The organism is Bradyrhizobium sp. 41S5 (assembly GCF_011516665.3).
GTDB classification, from domain to species: Bacteria; Pseudomonadota; Alphaproteobacteria; order Rhizobiales; family Xanthobacteraceae; genus Bradyrhizobium; species Bradyrhizobium quebecense.
In genome coordinates, this window is record NZ_CP083721.1 from 3,288,056 (window position 1) to 3,311,373 (window position 23,318).

At 64.2% G+C, this 23,318-nt stretch carries 21 protein-coding genes; 13 read left to right on the forward strand and 8 right to left on the reverse strand.

The window, feature by feature from the left end:
• Nucleotides 1-274: 274 nt before the first annotated feature.
• Both HAP47_RS15460 and HAP47_RS15465 read left to right on the forward strand, forming a co-directional pair.
• On the forward strand, nucleotides 275-1,474 hold the full coding sequence (locus HAP47_RS15460) for a TrmJ/YjtD family RNA methyltransferase (protein ID WP_173637501.1): 1,200 nt from the start codon (nucleotides 275-277) through the stop codon (nucleotides 1,472-1,474).
• Between the two features lie 696 nt (nucleotides 1,475-2,170).
• A complete protein-coding gene (locus HAP47_RS15465) occupies nucleotides 2,171-3,016 on the forward strand; it encodes a c-type cytochrome (protein ID WP_210285214.1) in 846 nt (281 codons plus the stop codon).
• Between the two features lie 49 nt (nucleotides 3,017-3,065).
• Here HAP47_RS15465 and HAP47_RS15470 read toward each other — a convergent pair whose 3' ends face one another.
• The 4 genes from HAP47_RS15470 to HAP47_RS15485 all read right to left on the reverse strand — a co-directional run bounded on the left by HAP47_RS15470 (nucleotide 3,066) and on the right by HAP47_RS15485 (nucleotide 7,548).
• On the reverse strand, nucleotides 3,066-3,836 hold the full coding sequence (locus HAP47_RS15470; protein WP_173637500.1) for an SDR family NAD(P)-dependent oxidoreductase: 771 nt from the start codon (nucleotides 3,834-3,836) through the stop codon (nucleotides 3,066-3,068).
• Nucleotides 3,837-3,856: 20 nt separating this feature from the next.
• Nucleotides 3,857-5,521, reverse strand: coding sequence for a thiamine pyrophosphate-binding protein (locus HAP47_RS15475; RefSeq protein WP_173637499.1), 1,665 nt, complete (start codon nucleotides 5,519-5,521; stop codon nucleotides 3,857-3,859).
• Between the two features lie 119 nt (nucleotides 5,522-5,640).
• Complete coding sequence (locus HAP47_RS15480; protein WP_173637498.1) at nucleotides 5,641-6,867, reverse strand: ABC transporter substrate-binding protein; 1,227 nt, start codon at nucleotides 6,865-6,867, stop codon at nucleotides 5,641-5,643.
• A gap of 219 nt (nucleotides 6,868-7,086) precedes the next feature.
• Nucleotides 7,087-7,548 (reverse strand): PACE efflux transporter, encoded by a 462-nt coding sequence (locus HAP47_RS15485; RefSeq protein WP_173637497.1) that lies wholly within the window; start codon nucleotides 7,546-7,548, stop codon nucleotides 7,087-7,089.
• 85 nt (nucleotides 7,549-7,633) lie between these two features.
• On the opposite strand from HAP47_RS15485, the gene HAP47_RS15490 reads away from it, so the two are divergent.
• From HAP47_RS15490 to HAP47_RS15500, 3 genes are all read left to right on the forward strand, one after another.
• Nucleotides 7,634-8,524: a LysR family transcriptional regulator gene (locus tag HAP47_RS15490; RefSeq protein WP_173637496.1), complete on the forward strand. Its 891-nt coding sequence runs from the start codon at nucleotides 7,634-7,636 to the stop codon at nucleotides 8,522-8,524.
• Nucleotides 8,525-8,626: 102 nt separating this feature from the next.
• Complete coding sequence (locus HAP47_RS15495) at nucleotides 8,627-9,355, forward strand: SDR family oxidoreductase (RefSeq protein ID WP_173637495.1); 729 nt, start codon at nucleotides 8,627-8,629, stop codon at nucleotides 9,353-9,355.
• 273 nt (nucleotides 9,356-9,628) lie between these two features.
• Entirely contained in the window at nucleotides 9,629-10,738 is a 1,110-nt protein-coding gene (locus tag HAP47_RS15500; protein WP_173637494.1) for a tetratricopeptide repeat protein, read from the forward strand.
• 44 nt (nucleotides 10,739-10,782) lie between these two features.
• Here HAP47_RS15500 and HAP47_RS15505 read toward each other — a convergent pair whose 3' ends face one another.
• A complete protein-coding gene (locus tag HAP47_RS15505; RefSeq protein ID WP_173637493.1) occupies nucleotides 10,783-12,000 on the reverse strand; it encodes a GGDEF domain-containing protein in 1,218 nt (405 codons plus the stop codon).
• A 261-nt stretch (nucleotides 12,001-12,261) separates the two neighbouring features.
• Entirely contained in the window at nucleotides 12,262-12,921 is a 660-nt protein-coding gene (locus HAP47_RS15510) for a TetR/AcrR family transcriptional regulator (RefSeq protein ID WP_173640484.1), read from the reverse strand.
• 266 nt (nucleotides 12,922-13,187) lie between these two features.
• On the opposite strand from HAP47_RS15510, the gene HAP47_RS15515 reads away from it, so the two are divergent.
• The 7 genes from HAP47_RS15515 to cynS all read left to right on the forward strand — a co-directional run bounded on the left by HAP47_RS15515 (nucleotide 13,188) and on the right by cynS (nucleotide 19,732).
• Entirely contained in the window at nucleotides 13,188-13,730 is a 543-nt protein-coding gene (locus HAP47_RS15515; protein WP_173637492.1) for an OsmC family protein, read from the forward strand.
• A gap of 35 nt (nucleotides 13,731-13,765) precedes the next feature.
• A complete protein-coding gene (locus HAP47_RS15520) occupies nucleotides 13,766-14,893 on the forward strand; it encodes an acyl-CoA dehydrogenase family protein (RefSeq protein ID WP_173637491.1) in 1,128 nt (375 codons plus the stop codon).
• 48 nt (nucleotides 14,894-14,941) lie between these two features.
• Entirely contained in the window at nucleotides 14,942-15,820 is an 879-nt protein-coding gene (locus HAP47_RS15525; RefSeq protein WP_173637490.1) for a sulfurtransferase, read from the forward strand.
• A 106-nt stretch (nucleotides 15,821-15,926) separates the two neighbouring features.
• Nucleotides 15,927-17,318 carry a CmpA/NrtA family ABC transporter substrate-binding protein gene (locus HAP47_RS15530; RefSeq protein ID WP_173637489.1) on the forward strand — a complete coding sequence of 464 codons (1,392 nt, stop codon included), beginning with the start codon at nucleotides 15,927-15,929 and terminating at the stop codon, nucleotides 17,316-17,318.
• 157 nt (nucleotides 17,319-17,475) lie between these two features.
• A complete protein-coding gene (gene ntrB, locus HAP47_RS15535) occupies nucleotides 17,476-18,315 on the forward strand; it encodes a nitrate ABC transporter permease (RefSeq protein ID WP_173637488.1) in 840 nt (279 codons plus the stop codon).
• A gap of 2 nt (nucleotides 18,316-18,317) precedes the next feature.
• Complete coding sequence (locus tag HAP47_RS15540) at nucleotides 18,318-19,229, forward strand: ABC transporter ATP-binding protein (RefSeq protein ID WP_173637487.1); 912 nt, start codon at nucleotides 18,318-18,320, stop codon at nucleotides 19,227-19,229.
• Nucleotides 19,230-19,249: 20 nt separating this feature from the next.
• Complete coding sequence (gene cynS, locus HAP47_RS15545) at nucleotides 19,250-19,732, forward strand: cyanase (RefSeq protein ID WP_173637486.1); 483 nt, start codon at nucleotides 19,250-19,252, stop codon at nucleotides 19,730-19,732.
• A 50-nt stretch (nucleotides 19,733-19,782) separates the two neighbouring features.
• On the opposite strand, the gene purB is transcribed toward cynS, so the two are convergent.
• Complete coding sequence (purB, locus tag HAP47_RS15550; RefSeq protein ID WP_173637485.1) at nucleotides 19,783-21,213, reverse strand: adenylosuccinate lyase; 1,431 nt, start codon at nucleotides 21,211-21,213, stop codon at nucleotides 19,783-19,785.
• Between the two features lie 216 nt (nucleotides 21,214-21,429).
• Nucleotides 21,430-22,254: an isocitrate lyase/PEP mutase family protein gene (locus HAP47_RS15555; RefSeq protein ID WP_173637484.1), complete on the reverse strand. Its 825-nt coding sequence runs from the start codon at nucleotides 22,252-22,254 to the stop codon at nucleotides 21,430-21,432.
• A gap of 114 nt (nucleotides 22,255-22,368) precedes the next feature.
• Here HAP47_RS15555 and HAP47_RS15560 point away from each other — a divergent pair, with 114 nt between their 5' ends.
• Nucleotides 22,369-23,313 (forward strand): LysR family transcriptional regulator, encoded by a 945-nt coding sequence (locus HAP47_RS15560; RefSeq protein ID WP_173637483.1) that lies wholly within the window; start codon nucleotides 22,369-22,371, stop codon nucleotides 23,311-23,313.
• Nucleotides 23,314-23,318 lie beyond the last annotated feature (5 nt).

Genomic DNA, 23,318 nt, shown 5'->3' on the forward strand with positions numbered 1-23,318 from the left:
AAGCGGCGTCTCAAGCGTGCCTTTACAGCTTCGCTTTAGTTGTGGTTGATAGCCTATCCGAAGGCGAAGCGCGCAAGCGGCAGTAATCGCGCGCTGCGATTGGGATTCCGGTTGAGGATTCGCAAACGCGGCTAACCCTGTTATCTCCTTGGAGAAAATGGTTGCGCGCAAAACCGGTGCAAAGCTGGTTGCGCCGCCCTGCATGAGAGTTTGAATCAGCCGCTTCGGAAGTTGATTCAAAATCTTCAGACGTTGAATCAGAAAGTGAAGTGAGATGTCCGGCACCGACAAGACCAAGGCAGGACACGACCTTGCCGGTCCCGTCGTCATCCTGGTCGAGCCGCAGCTTGGCGAGAACATCGGCATGGCCGCGCGCGCGATGGGCAACTTCGCGCTGACCCGGATGCGCATCGTCAATCCGCGTGACGGCTGGCCGAATGTCGCCGCGCAACGCGCCGCCGCCGGCGCCGACCAAATCATCGGTTCCGTCGAGCTGTTCGACACCGTCGAGCAGGCGATCGCCGATCTCACGCTGGTGTTCGCGACCACCGCGCGCGCCCACGACCAGGCCAAGCCGGTGGTCGGGCCGGAAGGCGCGGCGGGCGAGATCGTCAGCCATGTCGCCTCCGGCGGCGGGGCCGGCATCCTGTTTGGGCGTGAGCGCTCCGGCCTGACCAATGAGGAGGTCGCGCTCGCCAACCGCATCATCACCTTCCCGGTCAACCCGGGCTTCGCCTCGCTCAACCTCGCGCAGGCGGTGCTGCTGATGGGGTATGAATGGTTCAAGCTTTCGACCGCGGGCGCGCTGCCGTTCGCGATGCCGGAGCGGTCCGAGCCGGCCTCCCAGCACCAGATGCAGGCCTTCTTCGACAATCTCGTTGCCGAGCTCGACAAGGTCGAGTTCCTGCGGCCGGCGGAGAAACGCGACACCATGCTGGTGAACCTGCGCAACATCTTCACCCGGATGGATCCGACCAAGCAGGACATGCACACGCTCCATGGGGTCGTGATGGCGATCGCCGAGGGCCGCAAGGGCCCGGCCAAGGGCGGCGTGCTCGACGGCGCGCAGGCGACCCGGCTGCGGGCGCTGCTCGCCGAGCAGGGAGGGGGCGGCGCCGCTGCCGACAACTCCAGCACGGTGCGCGGCCTCGCCCGGTTGCTCCGCCGCAACCCGACCGACGCCGAGCGGATCCTGTGGCAGGCGCTGACGCGGGATCGCCGCTTCGCCGGCCAGTTCAAGCGCCAGACCCCGGTCGGTCGCCACATCCCCGACTTCGTCTCCTTCGTGCACCGTCTCGCGATCGAGCTGGTCAATCCGAACGAGAGCGAGGCCATCGGCACCGACCGCGCCAAGCGCAGAGCCTGGCTCGAAGCGCGCGACTATCGGGTGGTCGACATGCAGGTGGCCGATGTCGAGCGCGACCTCGACGGCGAGCTGGCGCGGCTGGAGGGGAGTCTTCGGCAGGAGCGGTGAGTCTCTCACTCTGTCCATGAGGTGAGCGTGGATTTGAGTTGTCGGACTCTCTCCACGCGTCGTCCTGGCGAAAGCAGGGACCCATAACCACAGGGTTGTGTTGTTGAAGAGAGCTGTGGTCCCAGCGTCGCGCAACGACTTCCATGTAGGGCGTCAGGACCACACGACTTCACCGTCCGCCCCATGCGCACTCGTCTGTCGCACAGTCGGCGTCCACCGCATCTCACCGCAACACCCGTGACGATGCGCAGCGCCCTTCGATCGGGTGAGATGAGGGACTCATACGCTGATTCAGTATTCGTATAAACCGAAATATTCTTGCTACGGGGGCTTGCGCCGTGGCATAGGGCGCAGCCCTCCCTTTTTGCGCGCTGACCCGCACTAACAGTCGCTGCTGGTTTTGATATCCTGCGCCTTGAACTTCAGCGCGGTCAGGCTGCCTTCTCAAGCGCGTGAAATCTGCTAGATTTTGTCTGGTCAGCCCTCCGGCAATCGGATCTGCCGAAAAGAGGGGTGGCGATCGTACCATCGATCTGCGCGCGGCTTTTTCTCGCGCGCCAGCCGTGTAGTTCTTGGTTTTGCACATAGCCTTCGCAGCGTTGAAACCGGTGCGCATATATTTCGCTGACGTACTTCTTTGAAGCCGGAATTCGATCAGAGTTCTATCGCCATACTTAATTGATCGGAGGCGTCGTGATGATCCGTATCGGATCGCTAGCGCTCGTTATCGGTGCGGTATTGAGCAGCCCGGTCAGCGCACAATCGGAATTGGTCCAGCGCGGTGATTACCTGGTCAACGGCATCCTGACCTGCGGCAATTGCCATACCCCGAAGGGACCGTCAGGCGAGATCAGGGATAAGGCCTTTTCGGGCGGCACGTCATGGGATGAGCCGCCGTTCAAGGTCACGGCCTCGAACATCACGCAAGACAAGGAAACCGGCATCGGCAATTACACCGACGCCGAACTCAAGCAACTGCTGCGCAAAGGTATCAAGCGCAACGGCACGCGGGTCGCCATGATCATGCCAAGTGGCTTCTACGAGATCATGACCGATCGCGATCTCGATGCGGTGATCGCATATCTGCGCACGATCAAGCCGATCAGGAATGCGGTGCCGGAGCCAATCTACAAAATATCACAGGGGCATCCTGTTCCCCCGGGCGGTGAAAGCCCGTACACCGAAGCGATGTTGGGCGACAAGGTGAAGCAGGGATTCTACCTCGCCACGATTGCGCACTGCATGGAGTGCCACACCCCGATGGGCCCACAAGGGCGAGAATTTGCCACCAGCATGGGCGCCGGCGGCGGCAAGTTTCCGGGACCCTGGGGTGTCTCGGTTTCGCGAAACATCAGCTCCAGCAAGACGAAAGGCATTGGCGGCTGGACTGATGAGGAGATCAAGCGCGCCATCACTCAGGGCGTCAGTAAGGACGGCAGCAAGCTCAATCCGCCGATGGGCTTCCATTACTACGCCACCGTGTCAGCCGCCGATCTCGATGCCATCGTCACCTATTTGCGCACGGTGCCGCCAAAGGAATAGTCTAAAAAGGGAATAGCCTGAAGCCGCGACGCGCCCGCTGAAGCGTAACTCAGGCGGCGCTGTAGCCGCCGTCGACCACCTGCGATGCGCCTGTCATGAAGGACGCCTTGTCCGAGCACATCCAGACCACGGCCTCCGCGATTTCCTCGGGCACGCCCAGGCGACGTGCGGGCACCTTGGCGATGATTTCGTCGTACCGTTCGTCCATCGTCTCCTTGGTCATCGGCGTCTTGATGTAGCCGGGATTGACGCAATTCACGCGGATGCCGTCCTGGGCGTATTCGATCGCCGCAGACTTGGTCAGCCCGACGACACCATGCTTGGCTGCGACGTAGTGGCCCGACGTGGCAAGGCCGACCAGCCCGGCGATCGAGGCGGTGTTGACGATCGCGCCGCCGCCGCCTTGCTTGAGCATCTGCGCGACCTCGTATTTCAGGCACAGGAACACGCCCATCAGATTCACCGAAAACATCTTCGCCACCGAGGGCTGCGTGAGCTCATGGATGCGTTGGCCGGGCGGGCCGACGGAGCGCCCCGCCACGCCGGCATTGTTGAACGCGCAATCGATGCGCCCAAACGCCGATACCGTGCGTGCCACCATGTTGGCGACATCAGCCTCGTCGGTGACGTCGCCCTGGATCGCGATCGACTGGCCGCCCGCGGCGTTGATGAGAGCGACTGTCTGTTCGATTCCGTCCTTTGACAGATCGGACACCGCCACGCGCGCACCCTCGCGCGCCATGGCGATCGCCGTTGCCCGGCCGATGCCGGAGCCTCCGCCCGTCACCAATGCAGCCTTGCCGTCCAGAATGCCTGCCATCAGAAACTCCTCCAGCGCGTTTAGCGCTTGCCTTCGATTGCGATCTCGACGAGGTACGGGCGCTGCGCCGCGACAGCCTTGGCGATTGCGCCAGCGATGTCGTCCGCCTTCTCGACCCTGACGGCCTCGACGCCCATGCCGGCGGCAAGATGCACGAAGTCGAGCGCGGGACCGGTGATATCCATGTTCTGATAGGGATGCTGGGTGCCGGCCTCGAAATTCTGGCGCCAGACGTCCACATTGTGCTTGAGGATGCGGTACTCGCGGTTCGCAAGCACCACGAACACGATCGCAAGCTTGTGGTGCGCGGCGGTCCACAGCGCCTGGATCGCATACATCGCCGAGCCGTCGCCGGAGATCGCGACAACCGGGCGATCCGGAATCGCAACCTTGACGCCGATCGCGCCGGCAAGACCCTGGCCGATGCCGCCGCCGCGTCCGCCGAAATAATCGCCGAAGCCGTGATAGTCGAAGGCGCGGGCGAGATCGAGGCTCGCCGTGATGCTTTCATCGACGATGACCACATCATCAGGCAGCCCGCGACGAAGTTCCGCGGTGACGCGCGGCATGGAGCTCGGCTCGCGGTTCCAGCTCTTCTCGACGCGTGCGCGATAGGCTTCCTTCTCCTTCGCCTGCAGCTCGGCCAGCGCAGTATTGCGGTTTTGCGCAGCCTGCCTGAAGTCCGCGTTCGCCTTGGCCCGCAGCGCGTCCGTCAATGCGCCGAGGCTGACCGCGATATCACCGACAATGCCGGCATCGAGCCTGTTGTTGAGCGCGAGCCGCTCGGTTGAGGCTTCGATCTGGAGCACGGACGCGCCGTGGGGAATGTGGCTATCAGGCGCGAACCAGATGTCCTCGAAGAACGGACCGCTGATGAGGAGAACGAGATCGGTATCGCCGAGCACCTTGCGTACCTGCCGGGCGTCGCCGGGGAGCGACTGACGATAGCTCGGATGGCTGGTCGGGAAGGGCGCGTGATGCCGCAACCCTTCGAACCATACGGTGGCGCCGATCGTTTCCGCAAGTGCGACCAACGCCTGCTCGCCGCCCGATCTCGCGACGTCGTCGCCGGCGATGATGGCCGGATTTTTCGACTTCAGAAGCAGCGCAACCAGTGCTTCGATGCCTGCCGGATCGGGTCGTGTCGACCGCCACAGATGATCCGGCGTCGATGCGTCGACCGCGGTCTCCTGTTCCAGGATGTCGATCGGGAGCGATACGAACACCGGCCCTTGTGGCGCATCGGTCGCCACCTTGAACGCGCGGCGCATGATTGGTGCGATCTCGTCGGCGCGCTCGATCTGAACGCTCCACTTCGTCACGGGTGCGGCCATTGCAACGAGATCGTGGCCGAGGAGCGGATTGTTGAGCCGCATTCGCGTGTCCTGCTGACCCGCCGTCACGACCAGGGGCGAATTTGCTTTCAGCGCGCCGTAGAGCGAGCCGATGCCGTTGCCGAGGCCGGGAGCGACGTGCAGGTTGGCAACGGTGACGCGTCCGGATGCCTGCGCATAGAAGCTGGCGGCGCTGACTGCGACGCCTTCATGCAGCGCCATGATATATTCGAGTTGCGGAAATGCCGGCAGGCTGTCGAGCAGCGGCGTTTCCGTCGTGCCGGGATTGCCGAAGATATGACGCACGCCGTGCGACACGAACGACTCCATCAGCACACGGCGTCCACGCATTCACTTCCTCCCGGTTGGTTGGGTCCGTTTCGCGCATCATCGGCCGATGAGGGGCCGATGGCAACTGCGAGGCGGTTCGCGTCCGCGCCGCGCTGGTTTTCGCGGAACGCCGCGGACGATCACGCCTTCGAGATGCCGCCGTCGATCACGGGACCCATCGGCTCGTAGCGTTCGCCGCTGAAGCGTGTCAGTTGCAGTTGCTCGAGCGGATAGTAGTCGGTCGGCGAGGTGTTGATCTTGATGCCCGGCAGCAGCATGTCGGATTCGACGTCCCTGAGGTTCGCCGCCTGCCTGATGATGTTTTCGGGCGAGACGTCGTCGCCGCACTGCTTGAGCACCTGAACCAGGATCTGGCTGGTAAGATAGCCGGTGACTGCGTAGATGTCGTTCTTGGCCGCCGCCGGATCGTATTTGTCGAGGAAGGCGCGCCATTTCTGGATGGCGGGATCGCTGTCCCAGGCGGCGTCGACCGGATCTTTCAAATAGGCGCTCGAAATGATCCCCTTGGACACGTCGAAGCCGGCGGCCTTCAGGGTCGAGCCTGCGGAGGAGGCGTTGTTGCCGATGTAATGCGCCGGCTGCCAGCCGAGCTCGGCGATCTTCTTGATGCCTTGCGCGGCGAATTTCGGCGTGGTCATGCTCATGAACACGTTGGCACCGGCGGATTTGGAGCGGACCACCTGGCTGTCGATGGTCGGGTCAGCGGTCTCATAGGACAGCTCGGCGACGATTGCGGAGGTCTTGCCGCCGAGTCCGTCCTTGAAACCCTTCAGCACGTCGCGTCCGAAGTCGTCGTTCTGGTAGACGATGCCGATCCTGGGATCATTCTGTGTCGACAGGACGTGTTGCGCGAAGGCCCGGCCTTCGATCTGGTAGCAGGGCTGGAAACCCATCGTGTACGGGAAGTTCTTGTAGTCGCCGAACTTGGTCGCGCCCGAGGCGATGAAGAGGTGCGGGACCTTCTTCTGGTTCATGTACTTCATGATCGCCGCATTGGTCGGCGCACCGAGCGGCGCAAACAGCACGTCGATCTCGTCGCCCTCGACCAGCTTGCGCGCCTGCTCGACGGTCTTGGCCGGGCTGTAGGCGTCGTCATAGGTGATGTACCTGATCATGCGGCCGTTGATGCCGCCTTGATCGTTGATCATCTTGAAATAGCCGCCGGGCGTGCGGCCGATCGACGAATAGACCGCAGCCGGTCCCGAATAGGCGTCGATGTTGCCAATCACGATCTCGGTCTTGCCCTTGGCAATGGCGGGCTTGCCGAGCAGCAGTGTGGCCGACGTGGCGGCAGCGCCTTTGATGAAATGACGGCGGGTGAGGTGGGGTGAACGGTTCCTTGGCATTGTAGTCCTCCGCTTCTTCTTTTTGGCCGTTTTGGCAGCCTCTGACGGGCATGTCGGCCTGAAGCATTCCACAGCGCTCAAGCCGGATCAAACCAGTCTATGAGCGCTGCGCAGCGGAACTTGTGCGCAGTCGCTACCATTAGGAATATTGCTGCGGTGTCAGGGTCCGGCGCGGCGCCGCAGATCACATGATCCGAGGCGCCGAGTACCGAGGGCCGATCAGGCCGGCAGGGCTCGGCTTGCCGTGCGACCCTGCGCGCTGAGCTCGCGGACCAGGAAGACGCGATCGTAAGCGATGTTGAATACGAACGCGTAAACCAGATAGAACGCGACGATGGAGATATCCATCATCAGCGCGGCCCACAGCGAGATGCCGAGATACCAGGCGACGAACGGGATCAGCAGCACGATCAGGCCGGCCTCGAACAGCATCGCGTGAGCGACACGGATCGGCATCGTCTTGATGACACGGCCGGTGACGCGGACCAGCGCGTGGTCGAAGCCGAGATTGAACAGCAAGTTCCAGATCGTTGCCACCGTCGCCGAGACGACGCCGATGACGCCCATATGGGCGACCGGCTGATTGAACAGCCAAGCGGCTGCCGGCGTGAAGATGGCGATACCGATCAGTTCGAACAGGACTGCGTGCCTGACCCGGTCGGAAAAGGAACGCATAGACATTTTGAAACCCTTTCTGTCGTTGTGACCGGGTTTCTATCTGATATTGTGGGATTAAAAAGTTAGGTAATATCTGGAAAGCAGATAGATGGCCGTTTCCATGGACCAGCTCGAATCCTTCGTGGCGGCGGCCGAGCAGGGTTCGTTCTCCGGCGCGGCCCGGCTTCTGAAGAAGGCGCAATCGGCCGTCAGCACCCACGTCGCCAATTTGGAGACCGACCTCGGGATTGCGCTGTTCGACCGGGCCGGTCGCAACCCGGTGCTGACCGAAGCCGGTGCGCGGCTGTTGCCGGAAGCAAGATTGATCCTCGATCGCCGTGAGCATCTGATCGGCGTCGCGAGCAGTTTCGAGGCGCATGTCGAGAAGCGGTTGGTGGTGGCGATCGACGAGCTCTATCCGGAGAGCGCGGTCGGGGAGCTGTTTGCGGAATTCGCCAAGCGCTTTCCTCATGTCGAAGTGGAGCTGCTGTTTCCGATCATGGAGGACGTCAGCCGTCTCGTGCTCGACGGCAAGGCCGATGTCGGCGTGATGTGGCGGCAGGAGCATCTGCCGCCCGAGCTCGGCTTCAAGACCATCGGCTGGGTGCCGCTGCAGCTCGTGTGCGGCAAGAACCATCCGCTGGCGCATGGCCGGGTGGACTGGGAGGAGCTGAAGCGGCATCGCCAGATCATGGTCACGGTGCGCAACGAAGGCACCGAGCGGCACCGGCTTCGTGTCGCCGCGGAGGTGTGGTGGGTCGAGAGCCATTGGGTGATCCTGCAGATCCTCAAGCAGGGCGTCGGCTGGGCGCTGATCCCGGCGCACATCATGGCGAGCTCGCAGGTTGCCGAGGAGCTCGCAATTCCCGAGCTGGAATTCGACGAGGGCGCGCATCCCGTTGCGCTCGAAGTGGTCTGGCACAAGCAGCGGCCGGCGGGGCCGGCGGCAAAATGGCTGCGTCGCCGTTTCGCCACGCGGCCGCCGATGCTCCGCATGTGACGAGACATGCGCGTCAGGCAACGTCGCCTGCCGCATGGGAGCTGACATCGCGACCGCGATGTGTTGCCATGCGCGCCGCACTGACCGGACAGGGTGGAGACGATGGCGAAGCAATTGGAAGGCAAGGTCGCGGCGGTGACCGGGGCGGCGTCGGGCATTGGACTTGCGAGCAGCGAGGCGATGCTGGCCGCGGGCGCGCGCGTGGTGATGGTCGACCGTGACGCGGCCGCGCTGCAAGCGCTCGCCGGCCGGCACGGCGATGCGGTGATCCCGCTGGTCATCGATCTGCTCGATCCGAAGGCCTGCGCGACGCTGTTGCCCGCGATCCTCGAGAGGGCCGGCCAGCTCGACATCCTGCACGCCAATGCGGGGATCTATGTCGGCGGCGATCTCGTCGATGCCGATACCGGCGCGATCGACCGGATGCTGAACCTCAACGTCAACGTCGTGATGAAGAACGTGCGCGACGTGCTGCCGCACATGATCGCGCGCGGGACCGGCGACATCATCGTGACGAGCTCGCTCGCCGCGCATTTCCCGACGCCGTGGGAGCCGGTCTATGCGTCGTCGAAATGGGCGATCAACTGCTTTGTGCAGACGGTGCGGCGCCAGGTGTTCAAGCACGGCATCCGCGTCGGCTCGATCTCGCCCGGGCCCGTGATCAGCGCGCTGCTCGCGGACTGGCCGGCGGAGAAGCTTGAGGAGGCCAAGGCAGCGGGCGGCCTGCTGGAAGCCAGCGAGGTCGCCGAGGTCGTGATGTTCATGCTGACCCGGCCGCGCGGCATGACCATCCGCGACGTCGTGATGCTGCCAACGAATTTCGATCTGTAGGCTCGCGCCAATACCGTCGCCGGCGCGCCGCTGCGGCACAGGCAACGAAAGGTTGTGTTGCGGGCAGGGGCTTTGCTACTAGTCTCCTGGTGGGCGTGGGGGACAAAGTGACAGAACGGGTAAAACGTGTATTCGCCGCCAGGGCGATGATGATCGCGCTTGGCGTGTTGCTGGTGCCGATTCCGGCTGCTCGTGCACAACTTCCCCCTGCCGGCCAAGTGCACCGTAGCCGGAAATATCAGCCTGGATGATCGCATCGCAGGTTGCACTGCCTTGATCGAGGCGATGTCGACCAATTTGCAAGCGACGATCTCCGCGCATTTTCGACGCGCCGCGCTCTATCTTGATAAGGGCGACGTTGATCGGGCAATCGAGGACTACAATTACGTTATCGAGCGCGATCCGAACAATCAGATCGCTCTTCTCCGCAGGGCGTGGGCGCATAAACGGAAGGGCGAGATCGATACAGCGCTTGCCGACTACGGTCGAGCCATAGAACTCGCTCCAACAGACACCTACGCATATCTGGGACGGGCCGGCGCCCACTTGATCAAGCAGGATGTTGACAGCGCGATCGACGACTACGGCCGAGCCCTTCTAACCCATCCCGACAATGTGGCTGCGTATGTCGGCCGCGGGCGCGCCTACAATCTCAAGGACGAGCCAGATCGGGCCATAGCTGACTGCAATCGTGCGATCGAGATCAGCCCAGAACGCGGGGCGGGGGTGGGCCTCATTTGCCGCGGACACGCTCACATCATCAAGGGCGACATCGAGCTCGCATTGGACGACTTCAATCAAGCTATCCGTTTCAATCCAAAAAATCCCCTGCCTTACGTTGGTCGAGCCAGCATCCTTCGCGCTCGCGGCGACCTCGAACTGGGACTATCCAACATCAAACAGGCGATCGAGCTGGCCCCGAACGATCCTCAACTTCATCGCTGGGCGGGGAGTGCTTACTTTCAAGGCGGGCTCCTGTCGGAAGCGCACGACGAGTTCGTTCGTGCCAGCGAGCTCGATCGGAAGGATGTTTACACACTGCTATGGCTCGACCTCGTGCGCCAGAAGACCGGCCAACCGAGCGGACTTGATGAGGCCTCCGGGCGGCTCGACCAGTCGCAATGGCCGGCGCCGATCGTTCGCCTGTTCCTCGGTGCCACAACGCTGGAGGCGGTTATTAAAGCCGCCGACGATGCCAATCCGGTCAAGGTAAGAGGGCAGCTTTGCGAAGCGCATTTCTATGGCGGTGAGCTGGCGCTCGCGAAGGGTGCGACAGACGAGGCATCGCGGCTGCTTCGCCTCGCCGTGGACGGATGCCCGAAGACCTACGTCGAATGGGCGCCAGCCAATGCCGAATTGCGCAAGCTCGACACAAGACACTGACGGCGTTTGCCGGTTGCTGGGCCGCGTCCCTGCCGGACGTCGCCTCAGGCGGCGCCGCGATCGAGCGCCGGCGTGGGGTCCGTTTGCGTCAGCCGGCGCAGTGCCGCGACATTGGTGGCGACGGACGCCAGGCGGCACTGTGCCTTGCCGTCGGATTTGGCCTCATACAGCGCGGCATCGGCAACGGCCAGGAGCTCCTCGGCTTCGGTGCCGTGCTCGGGCGACACAGCGACACCGACGCTGACGCCGACCTTTGCGAAGATGCCGTCGGCGAGCCGGTAGGGCATCGTGACAGCCTGGATGATGCGCTGCCCGATCGCGCGCGCCTGATCGGCGATGACGCCGTTCGCCAGCACCACGAATTCATCGCCGCCAAGGCGCGCGATCACCGCGGTCTCGGGCAGAGCGCGCCGCAGCCGCTCGGCGGCCAGCATCAGCACCTGATCGCCGGCCGCATGGCCATAGGTGTCGTTGATCGGCTTGAAATTGTCGAGGTCGAGGAACAGCAGCGCGAACGGCCCGCCATTTCCAGCCGGAGCCGCCAGCTTCGTGTTCAGCGCGGCGACGAAACCGGCGCGATTGCGCAGGCCGGTCAGGGTGTCGTGATGGGCAAGATGGCCGTTCTCGCGCTCGGCGCGCATGGTTGCGATCAGCATCTTGTTGAGGCGGAAGGCCGCGACCGTCATCGCCGCGAGATACATCGGCACCTGCAGGAACACGATGGAGAGCAGCGGCTCGCCGGCAAGCGCTGCGCCCGGCACGATCGGGCCGAGGCTGAGCAGGATCATGGTTCCGGCGAGGCGCGGGGCGCTGAAGTTGCGGAAGCAGATGCCGCCGACCATCGCCGCCGCCGACAGCGAGGCGAGCATCGCAACCACCCAATCGCCGCTTGCGAGGCTGATCAGGATGCCGAAGCCCACGCTGGCGCTCCAGGCGACCGCGAGGACGAGGTGCAGATCGGTCGGCGTCGGCCGCCCTTCGCGTGCCGCGCGATGCGCAGCCACGAGCACTGACAGTCGCGAGAGGCAGATGACGAGTTCGAGGATGACCCAGGCGATGAACGGCGCGGTCGGCTCGCGGATCGCAATCACGGCCGCGACGGCGACCGTATTGACCGCGCCGGCTGCGAACACCGGCAGCGAGCCATAGAGATCCCCGATCAGCGCCGAGCGGATGTCGTCGGGCACGCCCGGACCCGCATCGGCGAGCCAGCGCGTCACGTCCCAGCGCGGCTGGCTGTATCGTCCTTTTTCGGACTGCATTGTTCTTGCCTCGTGCTTTCACGTGGCAACTGACCCGGCCGGACCTAACAGGCGTTTAAGGCCGCGGCGGATCGCGCGGTGTGATTGACGACAGGTAAATCCCGCGGGCGATCGCGCCGCCAAATACCGATGCCGGAGGCTGCGACGCGGCCGTTGTCGCGACGGTCCATTCGGCCGGCGGTTAATTTTCGGGCGGGCGTGCCGATCAAGGCGGGCAACGAGGGGATCGGGGGCGTCGCTATGTCGCGGCGTCTTCTTCTGTCAGACTGCCATGAGTTCGTCCGAGCGTCCCGCGCGCTTCGTCTTCTTCAGCTTCGCCGGCGCGAACAGATTGCTGGCGGCGAGGCCCGCGGTGTCGGCGACACCGGGATCGCACGATACCATGGCGGCGACGATGGCGCCGTCGATCAACAGCGCGAGCTGATGCGCGAGCACCGCCGGTTCGGTCGCGCCCATATCGCCGGCGAGCTTCTCGATATGCGCCAGCACCACCTTCTTGTGCTTCAGCGCGATATTCCGGAACTGCTTGGCGTCCTTGTCGTGCTCAGCGACCGCGTTGATGAACGGGCAGCCGTAGAAGCGTTCCTCGGCAAACCAGGTCTTGAGGGCAGGGAAGATCCGCGACAGCTTGGTCTGCGGATCGCCGCCGCCGGCCTCGATCGCGCCGATGAACCACTCACGCCACTGCTTGCCTTCGCTTTCCAGCACGGCATGCACGAGGTTGGTCTTCGAGCCGAACAATTTGTAGAGCGTGGTCTTGGCGGTTCCAGCCTCGTCGATGATCGCATCGATGCCGGTGGCATTGATGCCGTTCTTGCAGAACAGATGCGTCGCCGCATTCAGCAGGCGCCCGCGCGCCGATTCGTCGTCGCCGGCGGCGAACGCCGCGGCAGGTTTTTTCTTCGCAAGCGATCTGACCATGCGCGGCAGTAAATCGGAGCGCGGCGGAATCATCAAGCCGCATCTTCACGGGGGCGGGCATGTGCGCCGTCCTGCGCTCAAAATAATCGCGGCGGCGCGGCAGATGCACCGCGTTTGAGCAGCCGCGCCCTGATCAATCCGCAGGCAGGCACAGCTAAGCGTCTGCGGGATTTCGCCTTTTGATTTGGCGGAGGACTGGCACGCTTCGTGCAGGAAACAGACCGTTCGGTATCCTGATCAATCCATCGCTCCCAGGGAGAAAACTGATGACCGCTGTCGCTCAAAAAACCGCACTGACCGGCTGCCTCGCGCCGATCGATAGAGGCGGGCTCGAGCAGCTGATTGCCAACGGCAAGGCCAACCCGAAGGTCATCAAGACCTTGAAGTGCAAGACGGTGGCCGAGGGCAAGTTCCGTCACGCCAACTACATCCGCAACCTCGCGCCCTACATCGTCGACGAGCCGCCGGGCTTGCTCGGCGACGACACCGCGCCCAATCCGTCGGAGGCCTCGCTCGCCGCGCTCGGCTCCTGCCTTGCGGTCGGCCTGCACGCCAACGCGGTGCATCGCGGCTGGATCGTCAACAAGCTCGAATTGGAATTGGAGGGCGACCTCAACATCACCGCGGTGTGGGGCACCGGCGACGTCAGCGAGAAGCCGGTCGGCTTCACCGACGTCCGCGTCAAGGTCGATATGGAATGCGAGGGCGTCGCGCAGGACGAGATCGACGCGCTGGTGGCGCATGTGAAGAAGTGGTCGCCGGTCGCCAACACCTTCACCCGCCCCGTCAATCTCGAGGTCAGTGCGTAAGGCTCGACCGACCATTCAAGGTGCGGAGACCAACCATGGGTTCACTGGCTTTATCGCGGGTCGCAGCTCAAGATCCCGCACCGACCATCACGGACGAGGTCGCGCGCCTCGCCCGTCAGGAGCTGGCACCGCTCGCATCCGCGATCGATGCCGGCTCGGTCTATCCCGGCGAATTCCTGCGCCGGCTCGGCAAGGTCGGGGCGTGGAGCAGCCACGTGCCGCAGGAGGGGCCTGCCGACCTGCGCTGGGCGATCCAGTCGATGGCCGCGCTCGGCGAGGTTTGCGGCGCCACCGCATTCATGGCGTGGTGCCAGAACACGCTGGTCTGGTACGTCGCCAACTCCACCAACATGAAGCTCGCCGCTCGGTTCGGCAACTGCTTCTCCAGCGGGCGGGCGCTCGGCGGCACCGGGCTGTCCAACCCGATGAAGAGCTTCTTCGGCATCGAGCGGCTGAAGCTGAAGGGCCGCAAGGTCGACGGCGGCTACATCGTCCGCGGCGCGCTGCCCTGGGTGTCCAATCTCGGCCCCGACCATTACTTCGGCACGATTTTCGAGCGCGAGGACGAGGGCGCCAAGGGCGAGCCGGGCAGCACCGTGATGTTTCTTGCCGATTGCTCCGATCCCGGAATCACGCTGACGCCGTGCAAGCCGTTCCTGGCGATGGACGGCACCGGCACCTATGGCGTCCAGTTCCGCGACGTGTTCGTGCCGGACGAGCTGATCCTGGCCGAGCCGGCTGCGCCGTTCGTCAAGAAGATCCGCGCCGGATTCATCCTGCTGCAGGCCGGCATGGGCCTCGGCCTGATGAAGGATTGCAGCAACATCATGGACGAAGTCCATGCGCCGCTCGGTCACGTCAACCGCTATCTGCCGCAGCAGCCGCTGCAATTCCGCGAGCTCTATGCCGAGTTCGAGAAGGAGGCGATGACGCTGGCAAGCGATCCCTACAATGCCGATGACAGCTACTGGCGCCGTGTTGTCGCGCTCCGCCTGCGGATCGGCGATGCCAGCGTCGCCGTCGCGCACGCCGCGATGCTCCATTGCGGCGCGCGCGGCTATCTGATGAGCCACCGCGCCCAGCGCAGGCTGCGCGAAGCCTATTTCGTCGCCATCGTCACGCCCGCCACCAAGCAGCTGCGCAAGATGCTGGCGGACGGCTGACAAGGAGTTCGGGACCACCACAACTGCAACCACAAACAGGAGAGAGCCATGACGGACGTTCTGATCACCGCCGGCGAACTTGCCGAGCTCGTCAAGAAAGAACCGTGTGTCATCATCGACACGCGGAATCCGGATGCCTATGCGGCGGGACATCTGCCCGGCGCCGTCAATGTGCATGACATCTTCACATTCCTTGCGACCTCGACGCCGGAGGGCATCCACGAGCTGAAGACCAAGTTCGCCGACGCGTTCGGCGCGGCTGGTCTCTCCGGCAAGGAGACCGCCGTGATCTACGAGCAGTCGATGAATTCCGGCTTCGGCCAGTCCTGCCGCGGCTACTATCTGCTGACGATGCTGGGCTATCCCAAGGTGAAGGTGCTGCATGGCGGCTTCGATGCCTGGAAAGCCGCCGATCTGCCTGTCACCACCGACGTTGCGGTGCCGCCGAAGGCCTCCTTTGCGATCGTACCGGAGGCCAGCGACATCATGATCGACGCCAAGGCAATGCTGGCCGCGGTCGGCAAACCCGGCGTCGCGATCCTCGATGTGCGCGATGTCGACGAGTGGATCGGCGAGAGCTCCTCGCCCTACGGCAAGGATTTCTGCCCGCGCAAGGGCCGCATCCCCGGCGCCGTCTGGCTGGAATGGTACCGGATGATGAAGCCAACCGGCGAAGGCCCGCGCTTCAAGTCGAAAGACGAGATCCTGGCGGAATGCGCCACCGTCGGCATCTCGCAGACCACGCCGGTCTATCTCTACTGCTTCAAGGGGGCGCGCGCCTCGAACACCTTCCTGGCACTGAAGAACGCCGGCGTGAAGGACGTGCGCATGTACTTCGGCTCCTGGAACGAGTGGTCGCGCGACCCGGCGCTGCCGATCGACGAGGGTCTGCCGACCGCGGCCGTCGTCACGGACAAGGCGGCATAGAACCTGCATGTTTGTCGGCGTCCGGCGGCGCAAAACGCGGCCGGACGCCGATCAATGAACCGGATCGCGGAGTTCTGCGTGGTTCGGTGCGACAATGAGGCGCAGCATGTCCACGTCAGACGATCCCTTCGACGCCGACCGCGCGCTCGTGCGATCCGGCTGCGCCTGTGGCCGGCACAGCTCAGCCGCCGAGCATGTGCGTGCCGAGCGCACGCTGCGCTGTGAGCCGGTCGCCGATCTCGGCGAACAGAAGCGCTACGAAGGCATCGTCGCGTCGGCGGTGATGCGGGCCGTGTTTCCGCAGGATGTTGCGCGGCGCGCCTTCCTGAAATCGGTTGGCGCCGCGACCGCGCTTGCTGCGCTGTCACAATTCTTCCCGCTGAAGACGGCGACGGAGGCGTTCGCCGACGCCGGACCGCCGGAGAAGAAGGACCTCAAGGTCGGCTTCATCCCTATCACCTGCGCCACCCCGATCATTATGGCGGCGCCGCTCGGCTTCTATGCCAGGCAGGGCCTCAACGTCGAGGTGGTGAAGACCACCGGCTGGGCGGTGATTCGCGACAAGACCATCAGCAAGGAATACGACGCCGCCCACATGCTGGCGCCGATGCCGATCGCGATTTCGCTCGGGCTTGGCGCGAACGCTATACCCTTCACCGTGCCCGCGATCGAGAACATCAACGGGCAGGGCATCACGCTTGCCAGCAAGCACAAGGACAGGCGCGATCCGAAGGATTGGAAAGGCATGAAGTTCGCCATTCCGTTCGACTACTCCATGCACAACTATTTGCTACGCTATTATCTCGCCGAGCACGGGCTCGATCCGGATACCGACGTGCAGCTCCGCTCGGTGCCGCCGCCGGAGATGGTCGCCAATCTGCGCGCCGACAACATCGACGGCTTCCTCGCGCCCGACAACATCTGCCAGCGCGCGATCTATGACGGTGTCGGCTTCCTGCACATCCTGTCCAAGGAGATCTGGGACGGCCATCCCTGCTGCAGCTTTGCCGCGAGCCGCGAGTTCATCACGACGGCGCCGAATTCCTTCGCGGCGCTGACCCGCGCGATCGTCGATGCCACCGGTTACGCGGCGAAGGCCGAGAACCGCAAGCAGATCGCGGAGGCGATCGCGCCAGCCAACTACATCAACGCGCCGGTGACGGTGCTGGAGCAGGTCCTGACCGGCACCTATGCCGACGGCCTCGGCGGCGTGAAGACCGATCCGAAGCGCGTCGACTTCGATCCGTTCCCCTGGCAGTCCTTTGCGGTGTGGATGCTGACGCAGATGAAGCGCTGGGGCCAGATCAAGGGCGACGTTGACTACAAGGCGGTCGCCGAGCAGGTCTATCTCGCCACCGACACGAAAAAGGTGATGGCCGAGATGGGGCTTGCGCCGCCCGCCACCTCGTACAAGTCGTTCTCGGTGATGGGCAAGACTTTCGATCCGGCCAAGCCCGACGATTATCTCGCGAGCTTCAAGATCAGGAAGTCGTCGTGAGGGGAGAAATTCTATCCACGCCGTCGTCCCTGCGAAAGCAGGGACCCATACGCCGTACTCTCTCGGCTAGGCGCGCGGGGAGACACTCAGCGCAACAATTGGGGCCGGTGGTTATGGGTCCCTGCTTTCGCAGGGACGACGCGGGGAGGGAACGCGCATGACTCTCTCGCTCCGTCTCCGCGCCGCCATCGTCTCGCTTGCGCTGCTCGCGGCCTTCCTCGGCACATGGCACCTCGCGACCCGCAGCAGCGGCACAACGGCGGCCATGAGCCCGGAATACGCCAGGCTGATGGGGCTGACCGCGACCCAGGGCAAGTCGGCCATGCCCGGACCACTCGATGTCGGCGCCAAGCTGTGGGAGCATCTGAAGCGGCCGTTCTACGACAACGGGCCGAACGACAAGGGGATCGGCATCCAGCTCGCCTATTCGATGGGGCGCGTCGGGCTCGGCTATCTCATTGCGGTCATCGTCGCGATCCCGCTTGGCTTCATAATCGGGATGTCGCCTTTGATCAGTAGGGCGATCGACCCGTTCATCCAGATATTGAAGCCGATCTCGCCGCTGGCCTGGATGCCGCTCGCGCTCTACACCATCAAGGATTCCTCGATCTCGGCGATTTTTGTCATTTTCATCTGCTCGGTGTGGCCGATGCTGTTGAACACCGCGTTTGGGGTCGCAGGCGTGCGAAAGGAGTGGATCAACGTGGCGCGGACGCTCAAGGTCGGCACCATCAGGCGCGCCTTCACCGTGATCCTGCCGGCGGCGGCGCCAACGATCCTGACCGGCATGCGAATCTCGATCGGGATCGCCTGGCTCGTGATCGTCGCCGCCGAGATGCTCGTCGGCGGCACCGGCATCGGCTATTTCGTCTGGAACGAGTGGAACAATCTGTCGATCACCAATGTGATCATCGCGATCCTTCTGATCGGCCTCGTCGGCATGCTGCTCGACCAGGTGCTTGCGCGATTCACGCGCATGGTGACATTTCCGGAGTAGCGATGATCGACAAATTCATCTCCATCGAGGGCATCGCGCGGCGTTATCCCGGCGCCGGCGGCGGCCCCACTACGGTGTTCGAGAATTTTTGGCTGTCGATGACACGCGGCGAGTTCGGCTGCGTGATCGGTCATTCCGGCTGCGGCAAGACCACCGTGCTGAACATCCTCGCAGGGCTCGACGAACCGAGCGAGGGAACGGTCATCGTCGACGGGCAGGGGATCGAGGGCACCAGCCTCGACCGCGCGGTGATCTTCCAGAGCCACGCGCTGCTGCCGTGGCGCACGGTGCTCGGTAATGTCGCCTATGCCGTGAGCTCGAAATGGCGCAAATGGGACCGCGCCCGGGTCAGGGCCCACGCGCAGAGATTCATCGATCTCGTCGGGCTGACCGGCTCCGAGCACAAGCATCCGTCCGAGCTCTCGGGCGGCATGAAGCAGCGCGTCGGCATCGCGCGGGCGCTGTCGATCACGCCGAAGATCATGCTGATGGACGAGCCGTTCTCGGCGCTGGACGCGCTGACCCGCGGCACGCTGCAGGACGAGGTGCGGCGCATCTGCCTGGAGACCGGGCAGACCACCTTCATGATCACCCACGACGTCGATGAGGCGATCTTCCTCGCCGACAAGATCTTCCTGATGACCAACGGGCCTGGCGCGGTGCTGGCCGAGATCGTCGAGAACCCGCTGCCGAAGGAGCGCGGCCGCATCGACCTGCACCGTCATCCCTATTACTATGCGCTGCGCAACCATATCGTCGATTTTCTGGTCAGCCGCAGCAAGACCTTTGCGGCCGATGTCACCGATCACGATCCGCGTCACGTCCCGACAGTGCGGCCCGGTGTCGGCGAGCCCACGATCGTCTCGCCGCCACGCGTCGTCGAACCCAATCCCGCGCAGAGCGCTGCGCGTTGAAGCCTGAGGAGGAAACCCCCATGAAACGCGAAGACCTCACCGAGAAGCTGCTCGACATCAAGCGCGAGAAGGGCTGGACCTGGAAATACATCTGCGAAAAGATCGGTGGCTATTCCGAGGTGCTGATCACGGGCGCGATCCTCGGCCAGATGAAGCTGACAAAACCGCAGGCTGCCAATGCCGGCGAGCTGTTCGGCCTGTCGAAGTCCGAGATCGCGATGCTCAACGAGACACCGATGCGCGGCATGCCGATGCCGCCGACCGATCCCCTGATCTATCGCTTCTACGAGCTCGTGATGGTCAACGGACCGGCGTGGAAGGCGCTGATCGAGGAGGAATATGGCGACGGCATCATGTCGGCGATCGATTTCGACATGGTGATGGAACGCCTGCCGAATCCGAAGGGTGATCGCGTCAAGATCACCATGAGCGGCAAGTTCCTGCCGTACAAATATTACGGCGCCAGCGGCAACGTGCCGGAATACGGCTTCAAGGAGGAGTGAGGAGGGGCGCGACCGTTACACGCCGCGCGCCTCCCGGGTGTTTCGCCAGGCTACAGGATCGTGCCCGGCGTGTAGCTCGCAGCGTCCGGCTTGGCCTTCGCCAGGGCGTCGACCTGCTCGGCGAAGTGATCGACCTGGGCAGCGGCGTCGCCGGAGTTGGCGCGGCCCTGGTCGAGCACGGCCTGCAGCTCGGCTTCGCTCAAGCCGAGGCGCTGATCGGCGGCGAGCCGCTGCAGCAGGTCGTTCTGCACGATCTTGCCGGTGCGCAGGTCGCCGATCGCCGCGACGGCGTGCTCCTTGATCGCCTCGTGCGCGCCTTCGCGGCCGGCGCCCTTCTTGACCGCTTCCATCATGACCGTGGTGGTCAGCAGGAAGGGCAGATAGCGGTTGAGCTCGGTCGCGACGACGGCTTCGAACACCTCCATCTGGTCGAGCACAGTGAGCAGCGTTTCGAGCAACCCGTCCATGGCGAGGAATGCGTCGGGCAGCATGACGCGGCGGACGACGGAGCAGGAGACGTCACCTTCGTTCCACTGATCGCCGGCGAGCCCGGCAGCCATCGCGAGATAACCCTTCAGGATCACGTGCAGGCCATTGATGCGCTCGCAGGAGCGGCTGTTCATCTTGTGCGGCATCGCCGAGGAGCCGACCTGGCCCTTGGCAAAGCCTTCGCTGGCGAGCTCGTGGCCCGCCATCAGGCGGATGGTCTTGGCGAAGTTGCCGGGACCGCTGGCGAGCTCGGTGAGCACGCTGACCGCACGGAAGTCGAGGCTGCGCGGATACACCTGGCCGACGGCATCGAGCGCTTTCGGCAGGCCGAGGTGAACGAGGATGCGCTCCTCGAGCGCGCGCGCCTTGCCGGCATCGCCATTGAACAGGGTGATCTGGTCGAGACGCGTGCCCACTGCGCCCTTCAGGCCGCGCGCGGGGTAGGTCTGCAGCACATTGACCAGGTTCTGATGCGCCAGCAGCATCTCTTCGCCTGACATGGCGATGCGCTTGCCGAGCGTCGTGACTTGCGCGGCCACGTTGTGGGTGCGCGCGGTGAACGGGATGTCGCGCAATTGCTGGGCGCGCTTCGCAAATCGAATCAGCGCGGCGATGCTCTTGGTCTCGACCAGCTGCAACGCGCGGTAGACCTGCAACTGCTCGACATTCTCCGTGAGGTCGCGGCTGGTCATGCCCTTGTGCAGGTGCTCATGACCGGCAAGATCGCAGAACTCCTCGATGCGCGCCTTGACGTCGTGGCGGGTGACGCGCTCCCGCTGCATGATGGAGTCCAGGTTGATCTGGTCCTTCACGCGCTCGTAGCTTTCGATCACGCCGTCCGGAACCGGAATCCCGAGATCGCGCTGGCCCTTCAGCACGGCGATCCAGTAGTCGCGTTCGAGGCGAACCTTGCCCTCGCCACTCCAGATGGCGCGCATGGCGGGTGAGGCATAACGTTCAGCGAGAACGTTGGAAATGTGATCCTGGGACATGATCCCGCTCTCTTGGCATTGCCTGAGGCTGCCTGCAAGTCGCGACCTGTGATGAATCGTCAGGTCTGATGGCGCCTTGGCCGGACTTGCGGTGTTGACGCTACCATACCAGATCCTTGCAGCCGTCGCCTCTGGCGATCCGGGGCGGCGCCGGCATGCCTCGCGCTGGCCAACGGCTCGTCGCCAGCGCCCCTCCGATGACCGTCGGCGGTTAGGTCATGCCTGACCAGCTGCAAACATGTCTCTTATCTCCTTCACCGGCGCCATGTCGCGCACGAAACTGAACGTTCCCTGATCCTTCATCTCGCCGGCAGCGCGCAGGAACGCGGCCAGCGCGTGCCGCTCCATCGCGCCACCGACGCTGATGCGCTTGACGCCGGCGGCTGACAGCTGCTCGACCGTAAGGGTCGGGTCGGCAAAGCCCATCACGAGATTGAACGGCCGCTTCACGGCCGCGACCGCGGTCCTGATGGTGCCGATGTCATACAGACCAGGCGAATACAGCACGTCGGCCCCGGCGGCCTCGAATGCCTGCAGCCGCTTGATGGTGTCTTCGAGATCCTTGCGGCCGTGCAGGAAGTTCTCCGCGCGCGCGGTCAGCGTGAATGGGAACGGCAGCGCCCGTGCCGCCTCGACGGCGGCCTGAACCCGCTCGACCGCGAGCGAGAAGTCGTAGATCGGATGCTGCGGATTGCCGGTCGAGTCCTCGATCGAGCCGCCGACGACGCCGGCTTCGGCGGCGCGGGTGATCGCCTTTGCGGCAGTCTTGGGATCATCCGCGCCGCAATTCTCCAGATCGGCATTGACGGGCAGGTCGGTGGCATCGGCGATCGCCCGGCAGTTCTCGATGATGGAATCGAGGCTGACGGTTGTGCCGCCGAGCGTGTTGGCGAGGCCGAGGCTCGTGGTCGCGAGCGCCTCGAAACCCATCGCCGCGAGCAGCTTCGCCGTGCCGGCATCCCAGGGATTCGGGATGATGAAGGCGCCGGGGCGCTGATGCAGCTCGCGAAACCGTGCTGCCTTGTCTGCCTGGGTGCGCATGTGAACTCCTGATGGCTGGAAAAGCGACTGAGACCAGCGATAGGGCGGTTTCGGCTATCAGACAAATTTGTTATTTCTTTCGATATCATCAGTTTTTTGCATGATGGGTGAGGGATGGACAGCGACGCGCTCAACACGTTTCTGGTGGTGCATCGCCGCGGCGGAATCTCGAATGCCGCCAAGGCGCTGCATCGTTCGCAGCCGGCGATCTCGCGGCGCATCGCGCTGCTCGAGCAGGAGCTCGGCGTGCCGTTGTTCGAGCGGATCGGGGGCAAGACGAGATTGAGCGACGCGGGGCGGGTGATGGTGCCCTATGCCGAACGGGCGGTGGCGGCGGCACAGGATGCCGAGAATGCGGTGCGCGCGCTGCTGCGCGACAATTCCGGTCCGGTGGCGCTGGCGGTGACCGGCACGCTTGCGGGCGAGCGGCTCTCGAAGGTGCTGAAGCGCTTTGCGCGCCGGCATCCGGATGTCGCCCTGACGCTGCGCACCGCGACCAGTGCCGAGGTCAGCGATCTGATCCGGCGCGGCGAGGCGACCATCGGGCTGCGCTACGACCGCGACCGCTCGGCCGATCTCGATTGCGAGGTGCTGTTCGCCGAGCCGCTCGGGGTGGTCTGCGCGCCGGACCACCCGCTGGCGGGACGCCGGGTCGGCCGTCTTGCCGATCTCAGGGACGAGCGCTGGATCGCCTTTCCCGAGGTGCCCGGACGGCGCGAGATCACCGCTTCGCACGTGTTCGCCCTGTTCCTGACGCACGGGCTCGGCGAGGTCGACTGGACGCCGGTCGACAGCCTCACGGCGCAGAAACGGCTGGTCGAGGCCGGGCTCGGGATCGCCCTGCTGTCACGAAGCAACGCGGCGGAGGAGCTGCGCGCCTCCTCGATCGCGACGATCCGCGTCGGCAATCTCACCGCAAGTCATGAGGTCGTCGCGGTGACGCGGCGTGGCGGCTTTCTCAGCGCCGCGTCGCGCCGCCTGCTCGACATCATCCGGGCCGACTTCACCAAAGCGAGGGGCACAAAAACGTCGCGCCGGAAAGGTGTCCGGCGCGCGTAGAAAGT